Raw genomic sequence first — 18,976 nt, 5'->3', positions numbered from 1 at the left:
TTCATATTATAGTACTTTTTTATCGCAAATGCATCTTATTTTCATTTATAAAATTAAAAACCCCACTTTCCAAAAATGGGGTCTTGAAATAACCTTTATCACAACTTTCTAGAGACGGGAGGCCAGATTCCGGGCACTCTCCCGGATTCTTTTCAAATCTTCTGCGCTGGGCAAACCTTTAATATTGCCCATTCTACCCAGGGTGCTGTTTTCTTCCGAGCCGTGAAATTCGCTGAGCACATACCATTCGTCCACCACCGTGAACCCCAGGTGCTCAAAAAATTGGCCCAGATATTTTCCTACCGGCACCGCCTCCCTGATCCCGGTATGAGGCCCGGAATAAGTACAAAATACCAGCGCATTTTTCCCGGGTATTTTCGGCGCGTTGATCTTCACCCGGCCTTCCTTTTTATACTTGTTAAATTTTGCTTTTAAATAATCATCCACAGGTTTGGGAGGATGCCAGCTGTAAGAGGGGGCGCCGATACATACCAGGTCGGAATCATAAAAATCCATCTCTTCCGCCTCCTGTACCCTCAGGAGGGTGGTATCAAACCCGCCTTCCGCCAAACCTGTTTGAATGCTTTTCGCTACCTTTTCCGTGTTGCCGGTCTGAGACCAAAAAAGAATGACCGCCTTTTTCACCTTCCTACCCCTTTCTTGATTCATTTTTCTAAATCAGCTAAGTTACTGATTCATGACCACAATATAAACGGCATTGCCTTCTTTTGTTCCTTTGAGAAGTTCGCAATGGCGCAAGACGGTAAACTGGCGTTCAATTTCCGCCAAGGGTAAATTAAAATGTTCCGCCAGTTGATCCTTGGTCACCTTTTCTTTTAATTTTACAAATTCATAGATACTTTTCTGCACATCGGAAAGGCCCTCCGTTCCGGTTTGGCCGGACATTTGCCGGTGCATCTTAGCGCTGTGTACAGCTGCCACATCACAGGTCTTAGGGGGTTGTACCCCGATCACATAGCAATCTTCACACACGATTTTGCCATGAAGACGCATTTCTTCTCCCTCAGGAATTTCCGCCCGGCATTTTTCACATTGCATCATCTTCAACCTCCAATTTAATAAAATTTTTCTTTATATTTTCACCTATTTCTTTCACTATATCAGAATAAATGAGATATGGGGGAACCATTTATCAGTTTTTGGGTATAATCTTCCGAGGGCCGGTGAAAAATTTGGGCCGGCGCTCCTTTCTCAATAATTCTTCCCTGGTGCATCACATAAACCATGTCGGCAATTTTTCGGGCCAAAGCCAGATCGTGGGTCACGTAAAGCATGGCAAAGCCCTGCCGGTTTTGCAGGCCCTTCAAGAGCCGCAAAATATTGGCCTGGGTGGAAGGATCCAGCATGGAACTGATCTCATCGGCAATGAGGAGCTTAGGCTCCATCACCAAACTGCGGGCAATCGCTACCCGCTGGCGCTGTCCCCCGCTCAATGTATGGATTCTTCTTTTTAAGAACCCATCGTCACAGGGCAATTGCACATCGGTTAAAGCCTTCAGGGTCAGTTCCCGCCGTCCTGGTTTCCCCTCCTGCTTCCGAATAACCAGGGGCTCCTGTACGGCCTGTTCCACGGTGAAATGCTCGTTAACAGCAGAAAAAGGGTCCTGAAAAATGATTTGGATCCCCCTTTTTTGCCGGGTCACCTGATTCCCCTGAACCTTCCCGCCTTCAAAAACCACTTCTCCGCTATCGGGGCAAAGGCTTCCGGCCAGAATGCCGGCCAGGGTGGTCTTTCCCGATCCGGATTCCCCGATCAGTACCGCCACTTCTCCGGCACGAATGTCCAGATCACACTTTTGACACGCTGCCACCTCCCTTCCTTTAAGCCGGTAAACCTTGCTCAGATTTTTCCCTTCGAGCAGGGTTACGATACCGCCCCGGTTGCATGCGACCCTTCTTTCAATGGACACATAGGCCAGGGGAGGCCTTCTCATACGGCATTCTGAAACCCTTTGACTGCATCTGGGGAAAAAGGGGCAGCCGCTTCCCCTGTCTTCTTCTTTTTCCCCGGGAATTCCCCAAAGGTCGCGAAAAGGATTTAAGGCCGGGGAGGAATAAATCAATCCTCTGGTATAGTTATGCAGGGGATTTTTTATGACATCCTGGGTCATCCCTTCTTCCATGACCTGTCCGGCATAAAGAACCATCACCTTCGAGGTGAGAAGTGAAACAATATTCATTTCATGGGAAATCACCAGCAAGGAAAACTTTTTTTCCCGGTGCAGCCGGGCGAGAAGTTCCCCAATTTCATTTTTGGCTACCGCATCCAGGGCGGACGTGGGTTCATCCACAATCAGCAAGGCCGGATCACAGGACAGGGCCATGGCCAGCAGCACGCGCTGCCGCATGCCGCCGGAAAGCTGATGGGGATAGCACTTTTGCACCCTGGAGTCCAGGCCCACCATTTCCACAAGCCTAATCACTTTTTTATGGGCCTCCTGAGGCGGCAGCACCGTATGACTGCGCAGGCACTCATAAATTTGTTCATAAATGGTCAATACCGGATTTAATACATCCAGGCTGTTTTGAAAGACCATGGCCATCCCGGACCAGCGGCAGCGGTTTTTTTCCTTTTCCGACAGCCCCTGCTGATCGATGCCTTGAAAAAAGATCTCCCCGGTGATCTTTGCCTGAGCATTTGAAACTCCCATCAGGGCCAGGGCCAGCGAGGTCTTACCGCTGCCCGATTCGCCGATCAGGCCTAAGCTTTCGCCCCGGTTCAGGGAAAAAGAAACCTGATCAAGGGCCGGCACTTGATTTTCCTCCCCCGGATAGCGGATAGACAGGTTTTCTATTTTCAGCAACGGTTCTTCCATAAAAACCTCCTTATAATTTGGTGTCGACCAATTTTTCTACTTCCCGGGCCAAAAAAGCAACGGCGACGACGAAAAGCGTAATCGCGGCCAGGGGGCTCACCAGCCACCATTGCCAATAATCCGTAAAATAAATCCCGGAAAAATTGATGGCATGATTCAAGATCAACCCCCAGCTTTTGGACGTAGGGTCCCCCAAGCCTAAAAAGGCCAATCCCGCTTCCGCCACCACAGCTTTGCTCACCAGCCTGATCATACTCACCAGCACCAGGGGCAAAATTGCCGGCAAAAAATGTTTGAGGCTCAGGTAGCAGAATCCCGCCCCGTAGCACCGGGCAGCCCGGATGAAGGCTGCCTGCCGCAAAGAGAGCACCCTGGACCGGACGATACGGGCGGGACCGGTCCAGGAAAAAAGGGCCAGCACAAGAATAATATTCTTCAGGCTGGGACCGAAAAAGGCCCCCAAAACGATCATCATGGGCAAATCCGGCAGCACCAGCATCATATCCGTCATGCGCATCAGGATCCGGTCCGTCCATCCCCCGTAATAGCCGGAAAGCATGCCTGCCAGGGTTCCTCCCACCCCGGCAAGCAGGGCGGTGCCAAAACCCACGATGATGCTGATGCGGGCGCCGGAACAGATCTGGGCCCAGAGATCAATGCCTAAATCGTCGGTCCCCAGCCAGTGTCTGCTTCCCGGAGGCTCCAGGGAAGGACCGGAGGGAGCCTGGAACGAATAGGGGGATAAATAAGGGGAAAGCAGAGCGATTAAGACGATCATCACCAGAAGTGCCGCTGAGGTTTTTCCCAAACAAGAAGACTGTTTCCATAGTCCGGCTGGATTTTCCATTTATTCCACCCTCGGGTCCAATTTTTTATAGACAGTGTCTGCGAGCAGATTCATGATCAGAACAGTAAAAGCCACAAAAAGAAAGATCCCTTGCAGCAGCACATAGTCCCGGAACATCACGGCCATCTGCATTAAACGGCCGATACCCGGATAGTTGAAAACATTTTCCACCAGTATGGCTCCTCCCAAAACAGTGCCCAGACTTAAAAAGATTCTTGTTACCACCGGCAGCAGGGCATTCTTCAAAGCATGGCGGAAAATCACCCGCAACTTGCTCAGGCCTTTAGCCCGGGCCGTACGCATGTATTCTTTGGACAAGACCGTGATCATGCTGTTCCGGGCTAAAAGATAAAATTCTCCCATCCTGGCCAAAGACAGAGTCAATACAGGCAGAAAAGCGTGCCGGACCAGATCGGCAATTTGGGCTCCGGCAGAATCAAAAGAAACAAAGGGGCTGATCCCTCCCGCCAGGGGAAAGAGCCCGGTTTGGGCCGCCAAAAAGAAAAGAAAAAAAATACCGACTAAAAAGGAAGGAATTTCGCCAAAACAAATCATTACAAAATAGACGGCCTGATCCAGGTAACGGTTTCTGGAATAAGCAGAAATACACCCCAGAGCCACCCCCGTAACACTGCTCAATACCAGGGAGGCCATGACAATAGATAGGGTCCAGGGCAGCCGGGCCAGGATGAGATTGATGACCTGGTCATGAAAATAAATGCTGTAACCCAAATCACCCTGGACCAATTTGGCCCCATAGGCGATAAACTGGGTGCCCAGAGGCTGGTCCAGACCATAATAAGCCCGGTATTTGTCGATTTGTTCCTGGGAAAAGGTCGCAGTGACATTTCCGGGGTCGGAGGAAAGAAAAAGGAAAGGGTCCCCAGGCATCAGCCTGGGGAGAAAAAAATTAATGGTGAAGATGACCGTCATAGTCGCCAGATATTCCAAGATTTTCGGCACTGCCTGACCCCTCATTCGTCCTGCGCTCTTTCCAAATAAGATAATTTGCAGTGTTCCATATAGTTATGATCGTATCTGAACATCCATCCGTCATACTTGGCCGGCCGGAAAACAAAATTGTCCACCGTATTGAACAAGGGAATTTGGGGGACATCGGCGGCAATCAGTTCCTGCAGCCGGAAAATGGTCTTCTTTCTTTCCTCCGGATTCAGCTGCCTCATCTGCTTCTGGCACAGATCATAGATTTCCTGATTAAAGTACCCGGGCAGGGCTCCGGAAGCAGGGCTGCTCCGGTCATTAGTGGTGGAGGAGCCGTAATAATCTCTCAAATAATCCGGGTCATTGCCCCAGCCCCCGTGATTGGTCACGGCCAGCTCATAATCGCCATTTTTCACGGCATTGTCCCGGGTCTTGGTATCAACGGTCTTCACATTTAGCGTAATACCGATTTTCGCCAAGCTGATTTTCATCAATTCCCCTATTTTCACATCCCGGGAAGTATTGTTGCCCGTTTTCGCCTCTTGAGAAGAAACGCCGATGAGCAGGTCGAAGGTATAGGTTTTTCCGTCCAGCAGGGCTTTGGCCTTTTCCGCATCAAAAGCATACCGGGCCACCTGATCGTTATACCAAATATGTCCCGGCGGTACAAATCCCATACTGTCTACGATCCCGGAACCCCGGGCGATTTTTTCCACCATTTCTTGCCGGTCAATCCCGTAAGCCAGCGCCTTCCTCAGATTCACATCTTTTAATTCCGGTCTTTTATCCATATTGAGAATCAGCCGGTAGCCCCAAAAAGGCTGGTTAGGCATAATCTTAAATTCTTCCTTATTTTCATAGCGGGACAGGATATCCGGGGTCGCGTCGTCAGTAAGCAAGTCAATCTCTCCCTGTTCAAAAGCCAGCACCGGATCGCTTACCGGCACCCACTCTATGGCCGCTACCTTCTGTCTCGGTCCCCAGTACCCCTGATAAGCCGTTAGCCTGTATGTGCCCAGCTGGCTGTTGTAATCTTCCAGAACATAGGGCCCGCAGCCTACGGCCGCTTCCCGGGCATTAAACTTGAGCGGATCAGTCACATTCTCCCAAATGTGCTTAGGAATGATGCGCATGCTGCCAAGCCTCTCCAAATAAGTGGCATTGGGGGAATCCACCCGGATTTTTACGGTGCGTCCGTCCATTACCTCCACTTTTTCGACAATGAACTTGCCGTCAACCGTTAACTCATTCCAAACAGGAGGATGGTCCCGGTAATAGTCAAAAGAAAATTTTACATCGTCGGCGCTGAAGCTCTGGCCGTCATGCCAGGTCACCTTATCCCGCAGGGTAAAGGTATACTCCCGGCTGTCCGGGGATACCGTCCATTTTTCCGCCAGCCAGGGAATCAGCCCCTTCTCGTCTTTCTCCAGCAAGGAGTCAAAAATTAATTCCATTTTATAGCCGCCCGGACCGCGAGAATAGTGCTTCCAGGGATCGGGAAAACCCCAGTCTCCCCCTTCCAGCTTCAACACGACTGGCGTCCCGGTGCTGTCACCCACCGCCTGACGGTCTCCGCAGCCCGTTAACCCCAATAGAACAGTACATGCCAAAACCACTAAACAAATGGGATTAATAATTCGTTGTTTCACCTTTCGATACTCCTTTGCCCCCATATTCCTTTGCTTAAAAACCCTGCAAATTCATGTTCCTTCCGGTCCGGATCTCGCGCCGGTGCTTACCATCCCCGGGAATAGTCACGGAAGCAATCCAGGCAAACCTTTTTGCCGTCCTGAATGCGGATTTTATGCTCCGGCGCTCCTTCGCCGCAGTTTTCACAAATCACGGTATTAAAGATGCGGGCTGTTTCCGGCAAGGAAAAATGAGGCTTTTTAAAGGCAAATATTTCCCCCAGTTCGGCGTTTAAAAGGTATTCCTGGCGGTGTTCCCGGTCCATGTCTCCGTTAACAGCCTTCAGCACCAAGCGCAGGCTGTCTCCGGTTTTCCGGCTAAAGAAACTAAAGGCCTGTTTGCCCGTCTGCCGGTAAATCAGATTTCCTTTTCCCATGCTGCACCCGGTCAGCACCTGCACCGCATCTACCCCGCAGGCATCGTTTTCCGTGACGCATACCACCTCTTCATCCGCAGAAAAAGTAATCCCCATTTTTTCCCGGGCCGCTTCCACCGCCCGGAATCCTATGGCCAGTCCCGGGCATTGGTGTCCATGAAATTCCACACATTTTTCCCACAGTTCTTTGTTCATTTTCTTTCACTCCTTCATTTAAAAAATAAAAAACCAATCCAAGAGCTGTTTCATACAGCATCCCTTCATGGTTTGATTGATTTATTACGTCATCCAAATATTTTCATATGTTTATGAATAATAAAATTTACTCGGCCAATCAAGGTCTTCATGACCTTATTATATTCATGATATCCGAAAAAAGTCCTTCCTGTCAACAGTTTTTATTGACATATGCCAATAATAGTTTCTTAAGAGGCGCAAAAACACAGCCTGTTCAGGCCCTTTAAATAAGCCGCGCCGGCAATGGTAGTGCCGTAGAAAAAGACCTCCTTGCCCTGGTCCATAAAATTTAAGATGGTACCGTTTGTTACCGTGCTCCCGGTTGCTAAAACAACATCCGCCCAGCTTAACACATCAGACAAGGATTTTTCGCCGTCTTCGATCAGAACGCCGTACTTTACCTGCCCAATATTTTGGTTGTTCAAATCCAAAATCCGGAGTTGAAAATCCTGGCGCACATGGTCCAAAATAGCAGGTTGGAAACCGACTAAAGCTATTTTCCTTCCTCCATATTTTTCTTTTAGCCATTCTCGGATCTGCCGGGCACACATTTCCGGCTCCTCATTTTTACAGTGCACCGTCTTGTCAATTAGTCCCAAATGTTTTAAAATCGCGTTGGCAGAAGCAATAAACAGTGCTCTGTTATTATTGGAGCTAAGGTCCAATTCCATCAGTTGCTCAATGCTTCCTGTAAAGATACTGGGCTGGTCCGTAAAAGCCTGCCCCACTGAATCTTTAAAATAAGCGTTCATTAGGATTTCCTTGCCCTTTAATAAGGGAAAATCCTTTCGTCCGGTAACTCCGATGGCTTCTTCCGGGGTGAGGGCAGCGGTTCTAATCGTAATCTCTTTTTGGCTTAGATCATGTTTCTCCACCAATTGAGCCATTTTATCTTTGAGTTCCGTATAAAATTTCATATTTTCTTATTTTCCTTTCCACACTGAAAAAAACGCTTGCACAGCCATACAGGCAAAATGTTTCTTTGTCTCCGTTTCAGTCCTCATGACTGTTTTTTTTCCGGCATCTTTTGGGGCAGAAGGCATCCTTGCCTACACAGTCCAGCCGGCTGTCCTGACATTTGGGGCAGGAATTAAACTCTTTTTCATAAATCTCATTAAACTCCTGTCCGCAGACCCGGCATTTAAACCGACAGATATTCAAGGTATAATTCCCCCCCTGAATCCGGATGGCCTTGCCCCCGGTCAGTGCTTCCGCCATCTTTCTTCTTGCCGCATCAATAATTAATTGAAAAGTCTGCCGGGATACCTGCATCTTTTCCGCACACTCTTCCTGGGACAGGTTTTCGATATCTTTTAAGCGCATGGCTTCCAGTTCTTCCACTTTGATCTGGACTTCCTCCAGCAGGCACTGGGGTTTGCCCAAGGGGATAAAATAGGTATCTTCCGGAACAAAGGATATCCTCCTGGGTTTAATCGGTCTGGGCATGATCACACCTCCATCATCTCACCCTGTATGTCAACTATTATACCATTATTCAGTTATTTTTTATCAGAAGGTGCAGATGGAAATGTGAAGGAGTTACTCCAGATCAGGAAACAGCTTTTTTCTGTAAAAACCGTCCGCTAAGTATAAAGCGGCGAGCGGATTATGGCCCAGCACCCTGTCTTTCGCAGCCAGTACCGTTACCGGTGCCTGAGAATGCTTAAAGAAAAGGGTATCATGGCCGACACACAATCCTAGAACCACATTTAATTCTGTTTCTGCTTTATTTAAATAGACCGCCTGTCCAATGGGGTTGCACATGGCTTCAAAAGTACCGGGCCTTACTTTTTCTTGTTCACTGATCATCAGCACTTCTTCTTTGGGCACGGCGCCGTTTTTACACACCACCGAGTTAACGATAAATCCGTTGGCCCTCAGCACCCTCTCTAATATGGCCGCCTCTTTACTCAGTCCGAGACAAAAGGCCAGCCCCAAATTTTTAAATCCGCATTTTCGGGCAAAATCCATAATCTCTTCTACCCTGGTTTTTTCGCAGTAACCCTCAGACTCTACTAAGGCGGCATTTCGGGCCAAGAATAAATCTTCATTTGAATACTTATTTTTAATATCATCCTTAAGTTCATCAAGTGAGGGACAACTGAGAGGCATTTTTTCCCTATTTCCCTTTGAACAGGCATGAACTTTACAAGTGCCACAAACATATTCGGCTTTACTCATTGAAACAGTCCTTTCCCGTTTAAATTTAGTATCTTCTTCAAGGCTTCCCTTTACTTATCATCATAAGCCCATCTTCTTTATGTTGCAAAGTAAACTTAATAAGCCAGGAGAATTGCCCAACGCAATTCTCCTGCTTATATGAATCAATTAACCTGGGCTTACAGGTTGAAGCAAGCTCTTAATTCAGATGGAGATTCTTTTACTCCATCTGAATTTTAGAACTGCAAATGCATGACTTAGTTGGCGTTTGACTCCCGCCTAAAGAGGCGGGAGACTTACGCCAAGTTAGTCAGGTTAAACAGTTTTTTTAGCTCACTAAGGCATTTTCCGCTGCCCACATCACCTGGTAAACAAGGGGAGACCCTGTGAGCAAAGGATGGGTTGCGTACTGGACTGTGGCCAGCGCATCAGCGGTAATGCCCTGTTGAATTGCCAAAGCAAGAATATTCACCATATCCGCTACCTGGATACCTCCGATGATGTGACCGCCAATGATCTGATCTGTGGAAGCGTCAAACAAAAGTTTCACTTTCGTTTGGGGCGTGCATCCCGGCAAAGATCCCGGATGCCTGTCCGGAGCAGTCATTTCTCCTTTATAATAATTGATCCTCTGATCACGGCATGCTTTTTCCGTGTAACCGGCCGAGCCGACAGAAATGGTTCCTACTTTGGTCGCAAAAGAGCCTACCACACCTCTGTTTTTCCTGGTTAATCGGTAAAGATTACTTCCGGCAATCATTCCCTCTAATGCCGCTACCGAGGCAAGACGAACAGCCACGGGTTCTCCGTAAATGGCGGAAATTTTGGTGCAGCAGTCTCCACAGGCAAAAATATCTTCCGCACTGGTGCGCATATATTCATCCACGTGGATGCCCCAGGTTCGATCTGCATCCAGCCCGATCCTTTCCGCCAATTCCGTATTGGGGCTGCATCCGACGCCAAAGATAACCACATCAGCCTTCAATCTTTCTCCCGTAGACAACACAACTTCTTCCACCCTGTCCTTTCCCACCAGGGCTTCCACAGTTGTATTGGTTTTCACGTTGATCCCCATTGCTTCAAGTTCCTTTTCGACAAGGATCCCGGCCTCTTCTTCGCAAGAGAGCATCAAACAGTGGGGTAAGGATTCCACCAGTGTCACATGGCGATCTTCCTTCAGCCGCACCTGTTCAGCCATCTCCACGCCAATGAAGCCCCCGCCGACGATCACCACATTCCGGCTCTTCTCCAATGCCTGATTTAAATCCTCAAGAAATACGGGATCTTTCTTGATAGGAAAAACATTGGCAAAAGTAATCGCTTCCATCGAAGGGATATTAGGACGGGATCCTAGGGCAAGGACCAGTTTGTCATAGGACACTTTTGATTCATCCTGAAAAATGACGGTTTTGTTTTTGCGGTCCACATGAATCACTTTTTTTTCTATGATTTGCATCCCTTTCTTGATGAAACCTTCGTCAGGAATTTTGTTTTGGGCCACAGAACCAAGAATTCCGTAAATATATGGGATGCCGCATGGGACAACCGTATACGGTACATCTCTGATTAAAGCAACCTTTTTTCCGGGATACCAGTTTAGGACTGAATTAGCCGTGCTTAACCCGGCTGCTGAGCCTCCGATAATCACCACATCAAAACTTTTATCCACGCCTGTCCCTCCCCCTGTTTTTAAGAATGGTTTAAAATGCTCATCCTTCCCTTTTAGTCATGACAGTGGCCCTCATGAGCATGTTCGGAACAAATGCTTCCTGTAGAAACCAGATTGCCTTTGAGATATTGATCTACGACATCTTCCATCGGTCCCTGAGCGCCTACAATCACGGAAATCCCCCGTTCCTGGAAAAGCTCCTGAGCGGTAGCCCCCATTCCCCCGGCAATAACCACATTGACCCCCTTTTCCGCCAGATAGGGAGGTAGGAATCCCGGTCTGTGTCCCGGACTTTGCACAAATTCCTGTTTGATCACTTTTCCCCCTTCCACGTCAAATACTTGAAACCCTTCGCAATGCCCAAAATGTTGAGATACCATCTTACCTTCTTTTGCTACGCCGATTTTCACTGTAAATTTTCCTCCTTTAATTTCATTTTTAGTCGATTCCAGATCATGATGATCTGTTTTCCGGCAACGCTCTCGGGAAACAGCACCACCGGTTTTAATTCGTTAACAGCCTGTTTTACCAGGGGATCAAAAGGTATTTCTCCTATTACCGGTACCTTTTCCGCTCTGCACACCCGTTCAATTTCTCTTGTTACCGGCTCATTAAGATCATATTTGTTCACACAGACAAATGGTTTCACTCTAAAAAACCGAATCAGTTCCAAAAGCCGGAGAAAATCTGCCCGTCCGGATTGGGTGGGTTCCACGACAATCAAAGCGGCGTCACATCCGGTGATGGATGCCATCACCGGGCACCCCACGCCCGGGGATCCGTCCAGCAAAATCATTTCCTGATTGTTTCCATATCTGCCGGCATTTTTTCTTACTTCGGTCACCAGCTTTCCGGACCCTTCGGCGCCAATTTCCATCTCCGCATGGGAGAGAATCCCTTGCTCCGTCCGGGTGATGATTGTTTTTCCTGTTGCTTCTTCCTGTAAGGAAACAGCCTGATAGGGACAGACAACGGTACAGGCGGCACATCCTTCACACTTCAGCCCGTCTACCTGAAAGTCGGCAATCGCATCAAACCTGCACACCCGGGCACATGCGCCACACCTCATGCAGCTTTCCGGATCTATTTTGGCTGTCTTGGCCCCGAAAAAAGGGTTTTCTTCCACCCGGGTCCCCCGGAGAATCATATGAAGATTAGGGGCTTCCACGTCACAGTCAACTTTGATACTTTTCTCATGCAAATAGGCAAAAGAGGCGGCAACCGTAGTCTTTCCCGTTCCTCCTTTCCCGCTAAGAATAATTAACTGCACCTGACCACCTCCCTCAGAATCCCGGCTATCTCCTGAAAAAGGATCCAGTAGCGTTGATCCTCGATTAACAGCCGTCCTTCCGCGTACATTTTAGCGGCCTTTTTTTCAAAGGGGATTACCCCGAGGAGAGAAATTCCTTCTGTGCGGCAGTAATCGGTAATCAAATCATTGTACTTATCAGCCCGGTTCATGATTAGGCCAAAGGGTATGGCCATCTTTCTCGCCAGCCCCACGGCAATCTTCAGGTCATGGAGGCCGAATTCCGTAGGCTCTGTCACCAGGAGGGCATACTGTGAACCCTCGATGGCCTTCACCACATTACAGGAACTGCCGGGAGAACAGTCGATCAGGGAATTCCCCGGACCGATCTCTTTTTTGATATCCCTGATAATAGGCCCGGCCATGGGCTCGCCCACATTTAACACGCCCTGGACACATCCAATCCCCTGGCCCGTTCCCCTTTCTATTTTTCCTATCCCTCTTGCCTGTTCTGAAACAGCTCCTGCCGGGCAGACCAAAGCGCACGCCCCGCAACCATGGCATAATTTTTCAAAAACCAGCACCCGATCCTTGGCCATGCCTAAAGCATGAAATTGGCAGACATCGACGCATTTCCGGCATAAGCTGCATGTTGCCCGATCAATTTTAGGAACCGGTATGGTCACTTCCTGGGCCGCACTAATTTGCGGTTTTAAAAAGATAAAACCATTGGGTTCTTCCACGTCGCAGTCTACATAGCGCCAGCCCATGGTAGCAGCTAAATTAACGGCAATGGTGGTTTTCCCGGTACCGCCTTTTCCGCTCAAAACGGAAATCTGCATATTATACCAGTCCTTCCTCTGGTTACCTGGTTAAGCCATGCCGGAGTGGGCAGGGGCCGCTTTCGTGATCTCCCCCAGTTTTCCGTCCAGACACAGTTTAACAGCCCCCGCTACCGTGCCTCCCGAAATTTCGTATATTTTTATCCCGGCGGATTTCATCAGCTCCATCGCATTGGGACCCATGTTTCCCGTAACCACCGCATCAACCTTTTCATCAATGACCTGCTGAGCGGCAGCTACCCCTGCCCCGTGCGGAGAACTGAGCCCCTGGTTTCCCACTGCCCGATATTGGTTTGTCAGGGAATCATAAATCACAAAATAAGCACATCTGCCAAAACGAAAATCCACTTTGGAGTTCTGTTCCTGTCCCTCTCCGGATACACAGATCTTCATCACTGGTCCCCCCCTTGCTTTTTTATTGGATCCCATTTAAAGAAATTTTTACTTTCGTATAATTCTCCACCTTTCCCTGGTCACAAAGTTCCGTAAATACCGGGTCAATGGGAATGCGGGCTAAGACCGGGATCCCTGTCTCCCGGGCGACTTGTTCAATTTTGCTTTCGCCAAAAACTTTAATGATCTTTTTACAATCCGGGCATTCCAGGTAACTCATATTTTCCACAATCCCTATAATAGGTATCTTCAGCATCTCTGCCATTTTAATTGATTTGGTCACAATCAATTTTACCAAATCCTGGGGAGAAGAAACGATGACAATCCCGTCCAGGGGAAGGGACTGCATGATGGTCAAAGGTACATCACCGGTTCCCGGAGGCAGGTCAATGAGCAGATAATCCAGATCTCCCCATACTACTTCGGTAAAGAACTGCTTCACTGTGTTCGCCAGGATCGGCCCCCGCCAAATCACAGGATGGTCTTTTTTCTCCAACAATAAATTGATGGACATAATTTTAATTCCCCCGGCCGTGACTTCCGGAACAATTCCCATGGGCCCTGTGCGAGCCATATTCTCGTTTAAACCAAACACCTTTGGTATACTGGGGCCGGTAAAATCCGCATCCAAAATCCCTACCCTTTTTCCCTTTCTGCACAGGGTTGTTGCCACCAGAGAAGTGACAGAAGATTTACCCACTCCTCCTTTTCCGCTCATGATGGCAAACACCTTATCCACAGTGCTGAAGGAATTTACTTCCACTTTTTCAAAAGGGTTTTCTTTTTCCTGATTACATCCCATAGCGTCGTCCTCCTCATGGTAATTGGCATATGCTAATAATATATCTTTTTAGTGTTTTTGTCAAATGCCAAAAACACTTCATTGATCATTCTTGCGATAATTCTCTATGGCGGCCTTCAGGGCAGACTCCCCCAGAACAGAACAGTGCACCTTTTCCTCAGGCAAGCCACCCAAGGCATGCACAATATCCTGCGCTGTAATCTTTTCCGCATCATCCAAGGCCTGTCCTTTTGCCAATATCGTGGTCATACTGCTCGAAGCAATGGCGGCACAGCAGCCAAAAACTTGAAAGGTACAGTCCTTGATCACTCCCTCTCTTACTTGGATATAGATGCGCAAAAAATCGCCGCAATGAGGGTCGCCGGCTTCTCCAATGCCATCGGCATCCGCAAGTTCCCCTGCATTCTCCGGCTTGATAAAGAGATCGATCACTTTTTGCGTAAAATACATTGTTTCTTCCACCTTTAACCAACTCTTTTCCTGGCAAATGTAAAAAAATTAATTTAATTGGATCACATTACCCACGTCGCATGAAAAAACCTCTCCGGAAAAAAGACGTGCCAAAACCTCCCTGCCCCTCCACCCGGTACAATGGGCCGGACCCACTTTTTGAACCTGAAACCGGTGTAAACATCGCACTGTTTCCTGCAACCTGTCTTCAGGTGCTTCACTCAAATGCATCCCGCCTAAAACCATATAAAATTTCTTCTCCCCTGTCAGGCCTGCCACCGTCTCTAAAGTATTTTCCACCCCGGCATGGCAACAACCCATCAGGACGACAATCCCTTTTGGCGTATGCATAACTAATGCTTGGTCATCCCATACAGAGTCTGTATTTTTTCCCTCCGGGTCACAAAATAGGCCCTTGTTAATTCCTCCTATATCGAATTGTCTCGGTATTTCTCCGGTCGTAAAAACATGATCAAGAACAGGTGCCGGTTGGGATGTGATATAAAAATTAGATTGTTGTTTTTGGTCTAAAACCGGCATGCTAATATCCCGGGGCAGCTTTCCCGGCTTGATAGAAAACCGTCTTTTAAACACATCCGGATGGGCAAAAACAGTAGTACCAGGGTTTAAGCTCAGGAATGAGCTTAAACCCCCGGTATGATCGTAATGTCCATGGCTGAGAACGGCTTTTTCCACCTTTTCCAAGTCACAATTCAGTATTTTGGCGTTTCTAAAAAGCAAGTCGCTTTGCCCTGTGTCAAACAGGATAGAACCATCTCCTGTTTCAATAAGAATAGACCAGCCATGTTCTGCTCCCAGGTTCGGAAGATAAACACTATTGTTTACGAGTACGGTAGCCCTGATATTCTTCACGTTTTTCATTCCCTCTCAGATTTCATCAATGGCGCTATGATTGTCGGATCATGGCACTTCCGCAGGTAGGACATTTGACCAAAGTGCAGGGAATCTGTCTTTGATGGGGGACGGTAGTTCCACAGTTGGGGCAGATGCAATTTCCCCCCACACCCCTGCCCATTCCTGCATTGTTCCCGCAGCGATCAGAATTGGGACTCCCCAATCTGCGCCGATTTTTACCGGCTGGACCTGAACTGTTTAATAATGGCATCAGAAAACACCTCTTTCTTAGTAATCACTACCACCTCCGACAGCATCCCGGCATTAAGAGATTTTCCAGCGTATCCGTGCGAAAAGCCTGCAAAACCTGCTCAACAGATCCACTAATCCAGGGGACAATTTTGATGCCGCTGGTCTCAATCAATTGCCGCAGCGAATTGCTCACCGCTCCGCAGACCAGCGTTTCAACAGCCTCCTCTTTCAGCCTTCTCACCAATTCCAGGGGGAAATCCCCATTGATAGGGATGGGGCGCGTATGACAGACCAGATTGTCCTTGAATGCAACCAAAAGTAATTGGGTGCAATTATCAAGGGTGACGGAGACTCTGTCATCGAAAACGGCAATAGCCAGTGTCATCAGGCTAACCTCCTGATCAGAATGGTTTCCCAAGGTGATAGGCACACTCTGGAAAGGCACGAACTAAAAAGCGACCAGCTAAGCCTTATTTTTGATCGCAAACAATAGTATCTCCGGAGTAACCGGCAGGCTTTTCACTCTCACGCCCACAGCATCATAAATCGCATTGACAATGGCCGGAGCAATGGAATTGTCTGCTGGCTCTCCAATTCCTTTCGCGCCATAAGGTCCCAATCCCCCGCCGGATTCCACCATGATGGTTTCAATTTCCGGCGTATCGGCGGCAGTGGGGATCAAATATTCGCTTAGGGAATGGGACCTGGTATAGCCCTTCTCCTGAATCATGTTCTCAGTCACATAGCCCATGTTATAAATAGCCCCCCCTTCCATCTGTCCTTCACAGCTGTGCCGATTGATTGCTTTACCCACATCGGCACAGGCGACAATTCTCAGGACCTCAAACCGGCCGGTTTCTTCATCTACCGCCACTTCTGCCCCGTGCGCCGTATAGGTCATGTCGGGAAGAATACGTCCTTTGATGTCCATCAGATTGGGCACTTCACTAAAAGGAGCGTTAAACTGCCCCTCATGGAACAGGGAGATACCCTCATTGGACAGGGCAGCAACCACTCCCCCAAAAGGAAGACCCCGGGAGGGATCATTGATCAGGCAGGCCCTTTCATGAATCAGCTGCACTTCTTCCGGCTGCACCTTTAACAGCTCGCCTGCTTTTTTGAGAATTCTCTCCTTCAGCACGTGGACGGTCACCAGTGCGGCATTTCCCGACATATAGAGCTGCCTTGTAGCTGTGGTGGTGCCGCAAAGGGGCGTTAAGTGGGTATCCATAATATAGGGATGAATTTTATCCATCGGCAATCCTAATTCTTCCGCCACAATCTGGCACAGGACCGATGCCTGGCCGCCGCCCAAATCAGGCACTCCCGCCCGCAGGGTGACACTTCCGTCCAGCTCTATGCGCAGGCCGACCCGGGAAGAATCATGCAGGAAACACAATCTTCCATAGCTCATCATACCGATGGCTAGGCCCCGGCCAATTTTCCTGCCGTCCATATCATCCGGCTTAGGTCCGGCATCTTCCAAAACCTTCCAGGCTTTTTGGGCAATTTCCTCTAATGCAATATGCCCTTGGGGAATGAAACCGGTACAAAGCTCATCCCCGTTTTTCAAACAGTTTTTCCGCCTGATTTCTAAAGGAGAGATGCCCAGCCGGGCCGCCGCTTCATCCATTTGCAGCTCCGTGGCAAAATTGACCTGATTGGCCCCGAAGCCCCGGTTGGCGCTGGTAAAGGTATTGTTGGTCAGCGCCGATACACTGTCGATTTTGATGTGGGGAACACGGTAGCAGCCCGGCGCATTGATGTTGGAATACATTTGCACCCAGGGAGTCAAATAGGTATAACCGCCCCCGTCCAGAACGATATCCACCTGCTGGGCGAGAAGGATGCCCGCTTTGGTAAAACCGCTCTTATAGCGCAAAATCTCCGGGTGTCTTTTGGAATGGGACTCAATGGATTCTTCTCTGCTCCAAACCATTTTGACCGGTCTCTTCGTCTTCCAGGTGAGCAGGGCCAGGAAGGCTTCCACCGTAATATCCTCTTTCCCTCCAAAGCCGCCTCCCATCGGGATGCTCATGTTCCGCACCTTGTTATGGGGAAAACCCATGATTTTAGCCACCGTCCGGTAGTGCTCCAAGACCTGGGTACCCACCCGCATGGTAATCACGCCGTTTTCGTCGATCCAGGCCACCCCGCCCTCTGTTTCCAGATAAGTATGGTCGACGGCGGATGTGCGGTATTCATTTTCAATAATCAGGTCCGCTTCCGCAAAGGCCTGATCCACATCCCCTTTCTCAATATGGCATTTCATAATTTGATTGCTGTTATCTTCGCTGCTCACCAGATAGGCCCCGGGCTTTAAGGCTTCTTCCGGGTCAAATACCCCGGGCTGCACTTCATAGTCCACTTCAATGAGACGGCAAGCTTCCTCGGCCAGTTCTTCCGTTTCGGCGGCAACTAAAGCAACCGCCTCCCCTTTAAAACGAACTTTCCCGTCGGCCAGCACCTTATATAATCCTTCAAAACCGCCCCCCACATCTTTCATCTGGCCAAATTTGGTTACGTCAATGTTACGGGGAACATCCTGCGCTGTCAGCACTGCGTGAACACCCGGCACCGCCTTTGCTTTGCCGGTATCGACAGACCTAATGACGGCAGCAGGATATTTGCTGCGCAAAGCTTTCCCGTATAACATCCCCGGCAAGGCAAAATCATCCGAGTATAACTGCTCTCCTTCCGCCTTCGCCCAGGCATCATGCCGGGGAGCAGGTGTCCCCACTGTTTCGAAACAACTCATTCTATCACCTCCCAGTATCATCAGGCCTCTTGTTCATGGCTTGCCACGTCATAGATGGCGTCCACAATCTTTTTGTATCCGGTACAGCGGCATAAGTTGCCGGAAATCGCTTTTTTAATCTCCTTGCGGTCAGGTTTTCCTCCCTGCTCAATATAGGCCTTTCCGGCGATGATCATGCCCGGCGTACAAAAACCGCATTGAATAGACCCGTGCTCCACAAAGGCCTTTTGCAATTTCCTGGTTAGTTCATCGCAGACACCCAGTCCTTTATCCGTCCATACGGTACCCCCGTCGGTTTGAGCGGCCAAAGTAATACAGGACTTTACGGACCGGCCGTTAAAAATCACGGTGCAGGTGCCGCAGTCGCCCATTTCGCAGCCACACTTGACATCCCAAAACCCCTGGGAGCGCAAAAATTTGAGCAGGCTCATCTCCGGTGTTACATTTGCTTTTATTTTGGTGCCATTGACAGTAACCGTAATGCTCACTTCATTCATTTCAGGACCCCTCCCCTCACATGACAAAACATGCTTATTGACGCAAGTTCTTAACTTGCTAAGTGGTTTTCTTAGCAAGTTTTAGAACTGCTAATGCATGACTTAGTTGGCGTTTGACTCC

Annotated in this window: 21 protein-coding genes; all 21 read right to left on the bottom strand. The window is 48.8% G+C overall.

Annotation, left to right across the window (positions count from 1 at the left end; genetic code table 11):
• Positions 1-108: 108 nt before the first annotated feature.
• Positions 109-645 carry a flavodoxin family protein gene (locus DCMF_RS24765; protein WP_214658880.1) on the bottom strand — a complete coding sequence of 179 codons (537 nt, stop codon included), beginning with the start codon at positions 643-645 and terminating at the stop codon, positions 109-111.
• A 42-nt stretch (positions 646-687) separates the two neighbouring features.
• Positions 688-1,062, bottom strand: coding sequence for a hypothetical protein (locus DCMF_RS24760; RefSeq protein ID WP_335582366.1), 375 nt, complete (start codon positions 1,060-1,062; stop codon positions 688-690).
• A 59-nt stretch (positions 1,063-1,121) separates the two neighbouring features.
• Positions 1,122-2,837, bottom strand: coding sequence for an ABC transporter ATP-binding protein (locus tag DCMF_RS24755; protein WP_148136912.1), 1,716 nt, complete (start codon positions 2,835-2,837; stop codon positions 1,122-1,124).
• 10 nt (positions 2,838-2,847) lie between these two features.
• A complete protein-coding gene (locus DCMF_RS24750; protein ID WP_148136911.1) occupies positions 2,848-3,684 on the bottom strand; it encodes an ABC transporter permease in 837 nt (278 codons plus the stop codon).
• Positions 3,685-4,662 carry an ABC transporter permease gene (locus DCMF_RS24745; protein WP_148136910.1) on the bottom strand — a complete coding sequence of 326 codons (978 nt, stop codon included), beginning with the start codon at positions 4,660-4,662 and terminating at the stop codon, positions 3,685-3,687.
• Complete coding sequence (locus DCMF_RS24740; RefSeq protein ID WP_236860116.1) at positions 4,659-6,275, bottom strand: ABC transporter substrate-binding protein; 1,617 nt, start codon at positions 6,273-6,275, stop codon at positions 4,659-4,661. The genes DCMF_RS24745 and DCMF_RS24740 overlap by 4 nt, the downstream gene beginning before the upstream one ends.
• Positions 6,276-6,361: 86 nt before the next feature.
• Positions 6,362-6,886, bottom strand: coding sequence for an FmdE family protein (locus tag DCMF_RS24735; protein ID WP_148136908.1), 525 nt, complete (start codon positions 6,884-6,886; stop codon positions 6,362-6,364).
• A gap of 230 nt (positions 6,887-7,116) precedes the next feature.
• Positions 7,117-7,845: a Rossmann-like domain-containing protein gene (locus DCMF_RS24730; RefSeq protein WP_148136907.1), complete on the bottom strand. Its 729-nt coding sequence runs from the start codon at positions 7,843-7,845 to the stop codon at positions 7,117-7,119.
• A gap of 76 nt (positions 7,846-7,921) precedes the next feature.
• Positions 7,922-8,374 (bottom strand): DUF134 domain-containing protein, encoded by a 453-nt coding sequence (locus DCMF_RS24725; RefSeq protein WP_148136906.1) that lies wholly within the window; start codon positions 8,372-8,374, stop codon positions 7,922-7,924.
• A gap of 93 nt (positions 8,375-8,467) precedes the next feature.
• Entirely contained in the window at positions 8,468-9,109 is a 642-nt protein-coding gene (locus DCMF_RS24720) for a DUF1847 domain-containing protein (protein WP_148136905.1), read from the bottom strand.
• A gap of 307 nt (positions 9,110-9,416) precedes the next feature.
• Positions 9,417-10,757, bottom strand: a complete 1,341-nt coding sequence (locus DCMF_RS24715) for an FAD-dependent oxidoreductase (protein WP_148136904.1) — start codon at positions 10,755-10,757, stop codon at positions 9,417-9,419.
• A 53-nt stretch (positions 10,758-10,810) separates the two neighbouring features.
• On the bottom strand, positions 10,811-11,167 hold the full coding sequence (locus tag DCMF_RS24710) for a NifB/NifX family molybdenum-iron cluster-binding protein (RefSeq protein ID WP_148136903.1): 357 nt from the start codon (positions 11,165-11,167) through the stop codon (positions 10,811-10,813).
• Entirely contained in the window at positions 11,164-12,027 is an 864-nt protein-coding gene (locus DCMF_RS24705; protein ID WP_148136902.1) for a nucleotide-binding protein, read from the bottom strand. Before DCMF_RS24705 ends, DCMF_RS24710 begins: the two co-directional genes overlap by 4 nt.
• Positions 12,018-12,848 (bottom strand): nucleotide-binding protein, encoded by an 831-nt coding sequence (locus DCMF_RS24700; RefSeq protein ID WP_148136901.1) that lies wholly within the window; start codon positions 12,846-12,848, stop codon positions 12,018-12,020. Before DCMF_RS24700 ends, DCMF_RS24705 begins: the two co-directional genes overlap by 10 nt.
• Before the next feature lie 30 nt (positions 12,849-12,878).
• Entirely contained in the window at positions 12,879-13,241 is a 363-nt protein-coding gene (locus DCMF_RS24695) for a NifB/NifX family molybdenum-iron cluster-binding protein (protein ID WP_148136900.1), read from the bottom strand.
• Positions 13,242-13,263: 22 nt separating this feature from the next.
• Positions 13,264-14,043, bottom strand: a complete 780-nt coding sequence (locus DCMF_RS24690; RefSeq protein WP_148136899.1) for an Mrp/NBP35 family ATP-binding protein — start codon at positions 14,041-14,043, stop codon at positions 13,264-13,266.
• Positions 14,044-14,121: 78 nt separating this feature from the next.
• Positions 14,122-14,493, bottom strand: a complete 372-nt coding sequence (locus DCMF_RS24685) for an iron-sulfur cluster assembly scaffold protein (RefSeq protein WP_148136898.1) — start codon at positions 14,491-14,493, stop codon at positions 14,122-14,124.
• A 48-nt stretch (positions 14,494-14,541) separates the two neighbouring features.
• Positions 14,542-15,366, bottom strand: coding sequence for an MBL fold metallo-hydrolase (locus DCMF_RS24680; protein ID WP_214658879.1), 825 nt, complete (start codon positions 15,364-15,366; stop codon positions 14,542-14,544).
• Positions 15,367-15,646: 280 nt separating this feature from the next.
• Entirely contained in the window at positions 15,647-15,985 is a 339-nt protein-coding gene (locus DCMF_RS24675; RefSeq protein WP_148136896.1) for a NifB/NifX family molybdenum-iron cluster-binding protein, read from the bottom strand.
• A gap of 78 nt (positions 15,986-16,063) precedes the next feature.
• A complete protein-coding gene (locus tag DCMF_RS24670; RefSeq protein WP_214658878.1) occupies positions 16,064-18,358 on the bottom strand; it encodes a xanthine dehydrogenase family protein molybdopterin-binding subunit in 2,295 nt (764 codons plus the stop codon).
• Between the two features lie 20 nt (positions 18,359-18,378).
• The gene (locus DCMF_RS24665; RefSeq protein ID WP_148136894.1) at positions 18,379-18,855 is read right to left on the bottom strand and encodes a (2Fe-2S)-binding protein; all 477 of its coding nucleotides are present in this window, start codon (positions 18,853-18,855) and stop codon (positions 18,379-18,381) included.
• Between the last annotated feature and the right edge of the window lie 121 nt (positions 18,856-18,976).

Origin of the sequence: Candidatus Formimonas warabiya, assembly GCF_002777255.1 — a bacterium.
In the GTDB taxonomy this organism is placed as follows: Bacteria; Bacillota; Dehalobacteriia; order Dehalobacteriales; family Dehalobacteriaceae; genus Formimonas; species Formimonas warabiya.
The sequence above is the reverse complement of the archived record's forward strand: the minus strand, read 5'-3'. Positions and strand labels throughout refer to the sequence as shown.

Coding starts and splice junctions, on each gene's coding strand:
- DCMF_RS24720 (WP_148136905.1), bottom strand. CDS start 9,109: ATGAGTAAAGCCGAATATGTTTGTGGCACTTGTAAAGTTCATGCCTGT.
- DCMF_RS24725 (WP_148136906.1), bottom strand. CDS start 8,374: ATGCCCAGACCGATTAAACCCAGGAGGATATCCTTTGTTCCGGAAGAT.
- DCMF_RS24730 (WP_148136907.1), bottom strand. CDS start 7,845: ATGAAATTTTATACGGAACTCAAAGATAAAATGGCTCAATTGGTGGAG.
- DCMF_RS24745 (WP_148136910.1), bottom strand. CDS start 4,662: ATGAGGGGTCAGGCAGTGCCGAAAATCTTGGAATATCTGGCGACTATG.
- DCMF_RS24685 (WP_148136898.1), bottom strand. CDS start 14,493: ATGTATTTTACGCAAAAAGTGATCGATCTCTTTATCAAGCCGGAGAAT.
- DCMF_RS24665 (WP_148136894.1), bottom strand. CDS start 18,855: ATGAATGAAGTGAGCATTACGGTTACTGTCAATGGCACCAAAATAAAA.
- DCMF_RS24755 (WP_148136912.1), bottom strand. CDS start 2,837: ATGGAAGAACCGTTGCTGAAAATAGAAAACCTGTCTATCCGCTATCCG.
- DCMF_RS24670 (WP_214658878.1), bottom strand. CDS start 18,358: ATGAGTTGTTTCGAAACAGTGGGGACACCTGCTCCCCGGCATGATGCC.
- DCMF_RS24750 (WP_148136911.1), bottom strand. CDS start 3,684: ATGGAAAATCCAGCCGGACTATGGAAACAGTCTTCTTGTTTGGGAAAA.
- DCMF_RS24735 (WP_148136908.1), bottom strand. CDS start 6,886: ATGAACAAAGAACTGTGGGAAAAATGTGTGGAATTTCATGGACACCAA.
- DCMF_RS24695 (WP_148136900.1), bottom strand. CDS start 13,241: ATGAAGATCTGTGTATCCGGAGAGGGACAGGAACAGAACTCCAAAGTG.
- DCMF_RS24700 (WP_148136901.1), bottom strand. CDS start 12,848: ATGCAGATTTCCGTTTTGAGCGGAAAAGGCGGTACCGGGAAAACCACC.
- DCMF_RS24675 (WP_148136896.1), bottom strand. CDS start 15,985: ATGACACTGGCTATTGCCGTTTTCGATGACAGAGTCTCCGTCACCCTT.
- DCMF_RS24760 (WP_335582366.1), bottom strand. CDS start 1,062: ATGATGCAATGTGAAAAATGCCGGGCGGAAATTCCTGAGGGAGAAGAA.
- DCMF_RS24690 (WP_148136899.1), bottom strand. CDS start 14,043: ATGGGATGTAATCAGGAAAAAGAAAACCCTTTTGAAAAAGTGGAAGTA.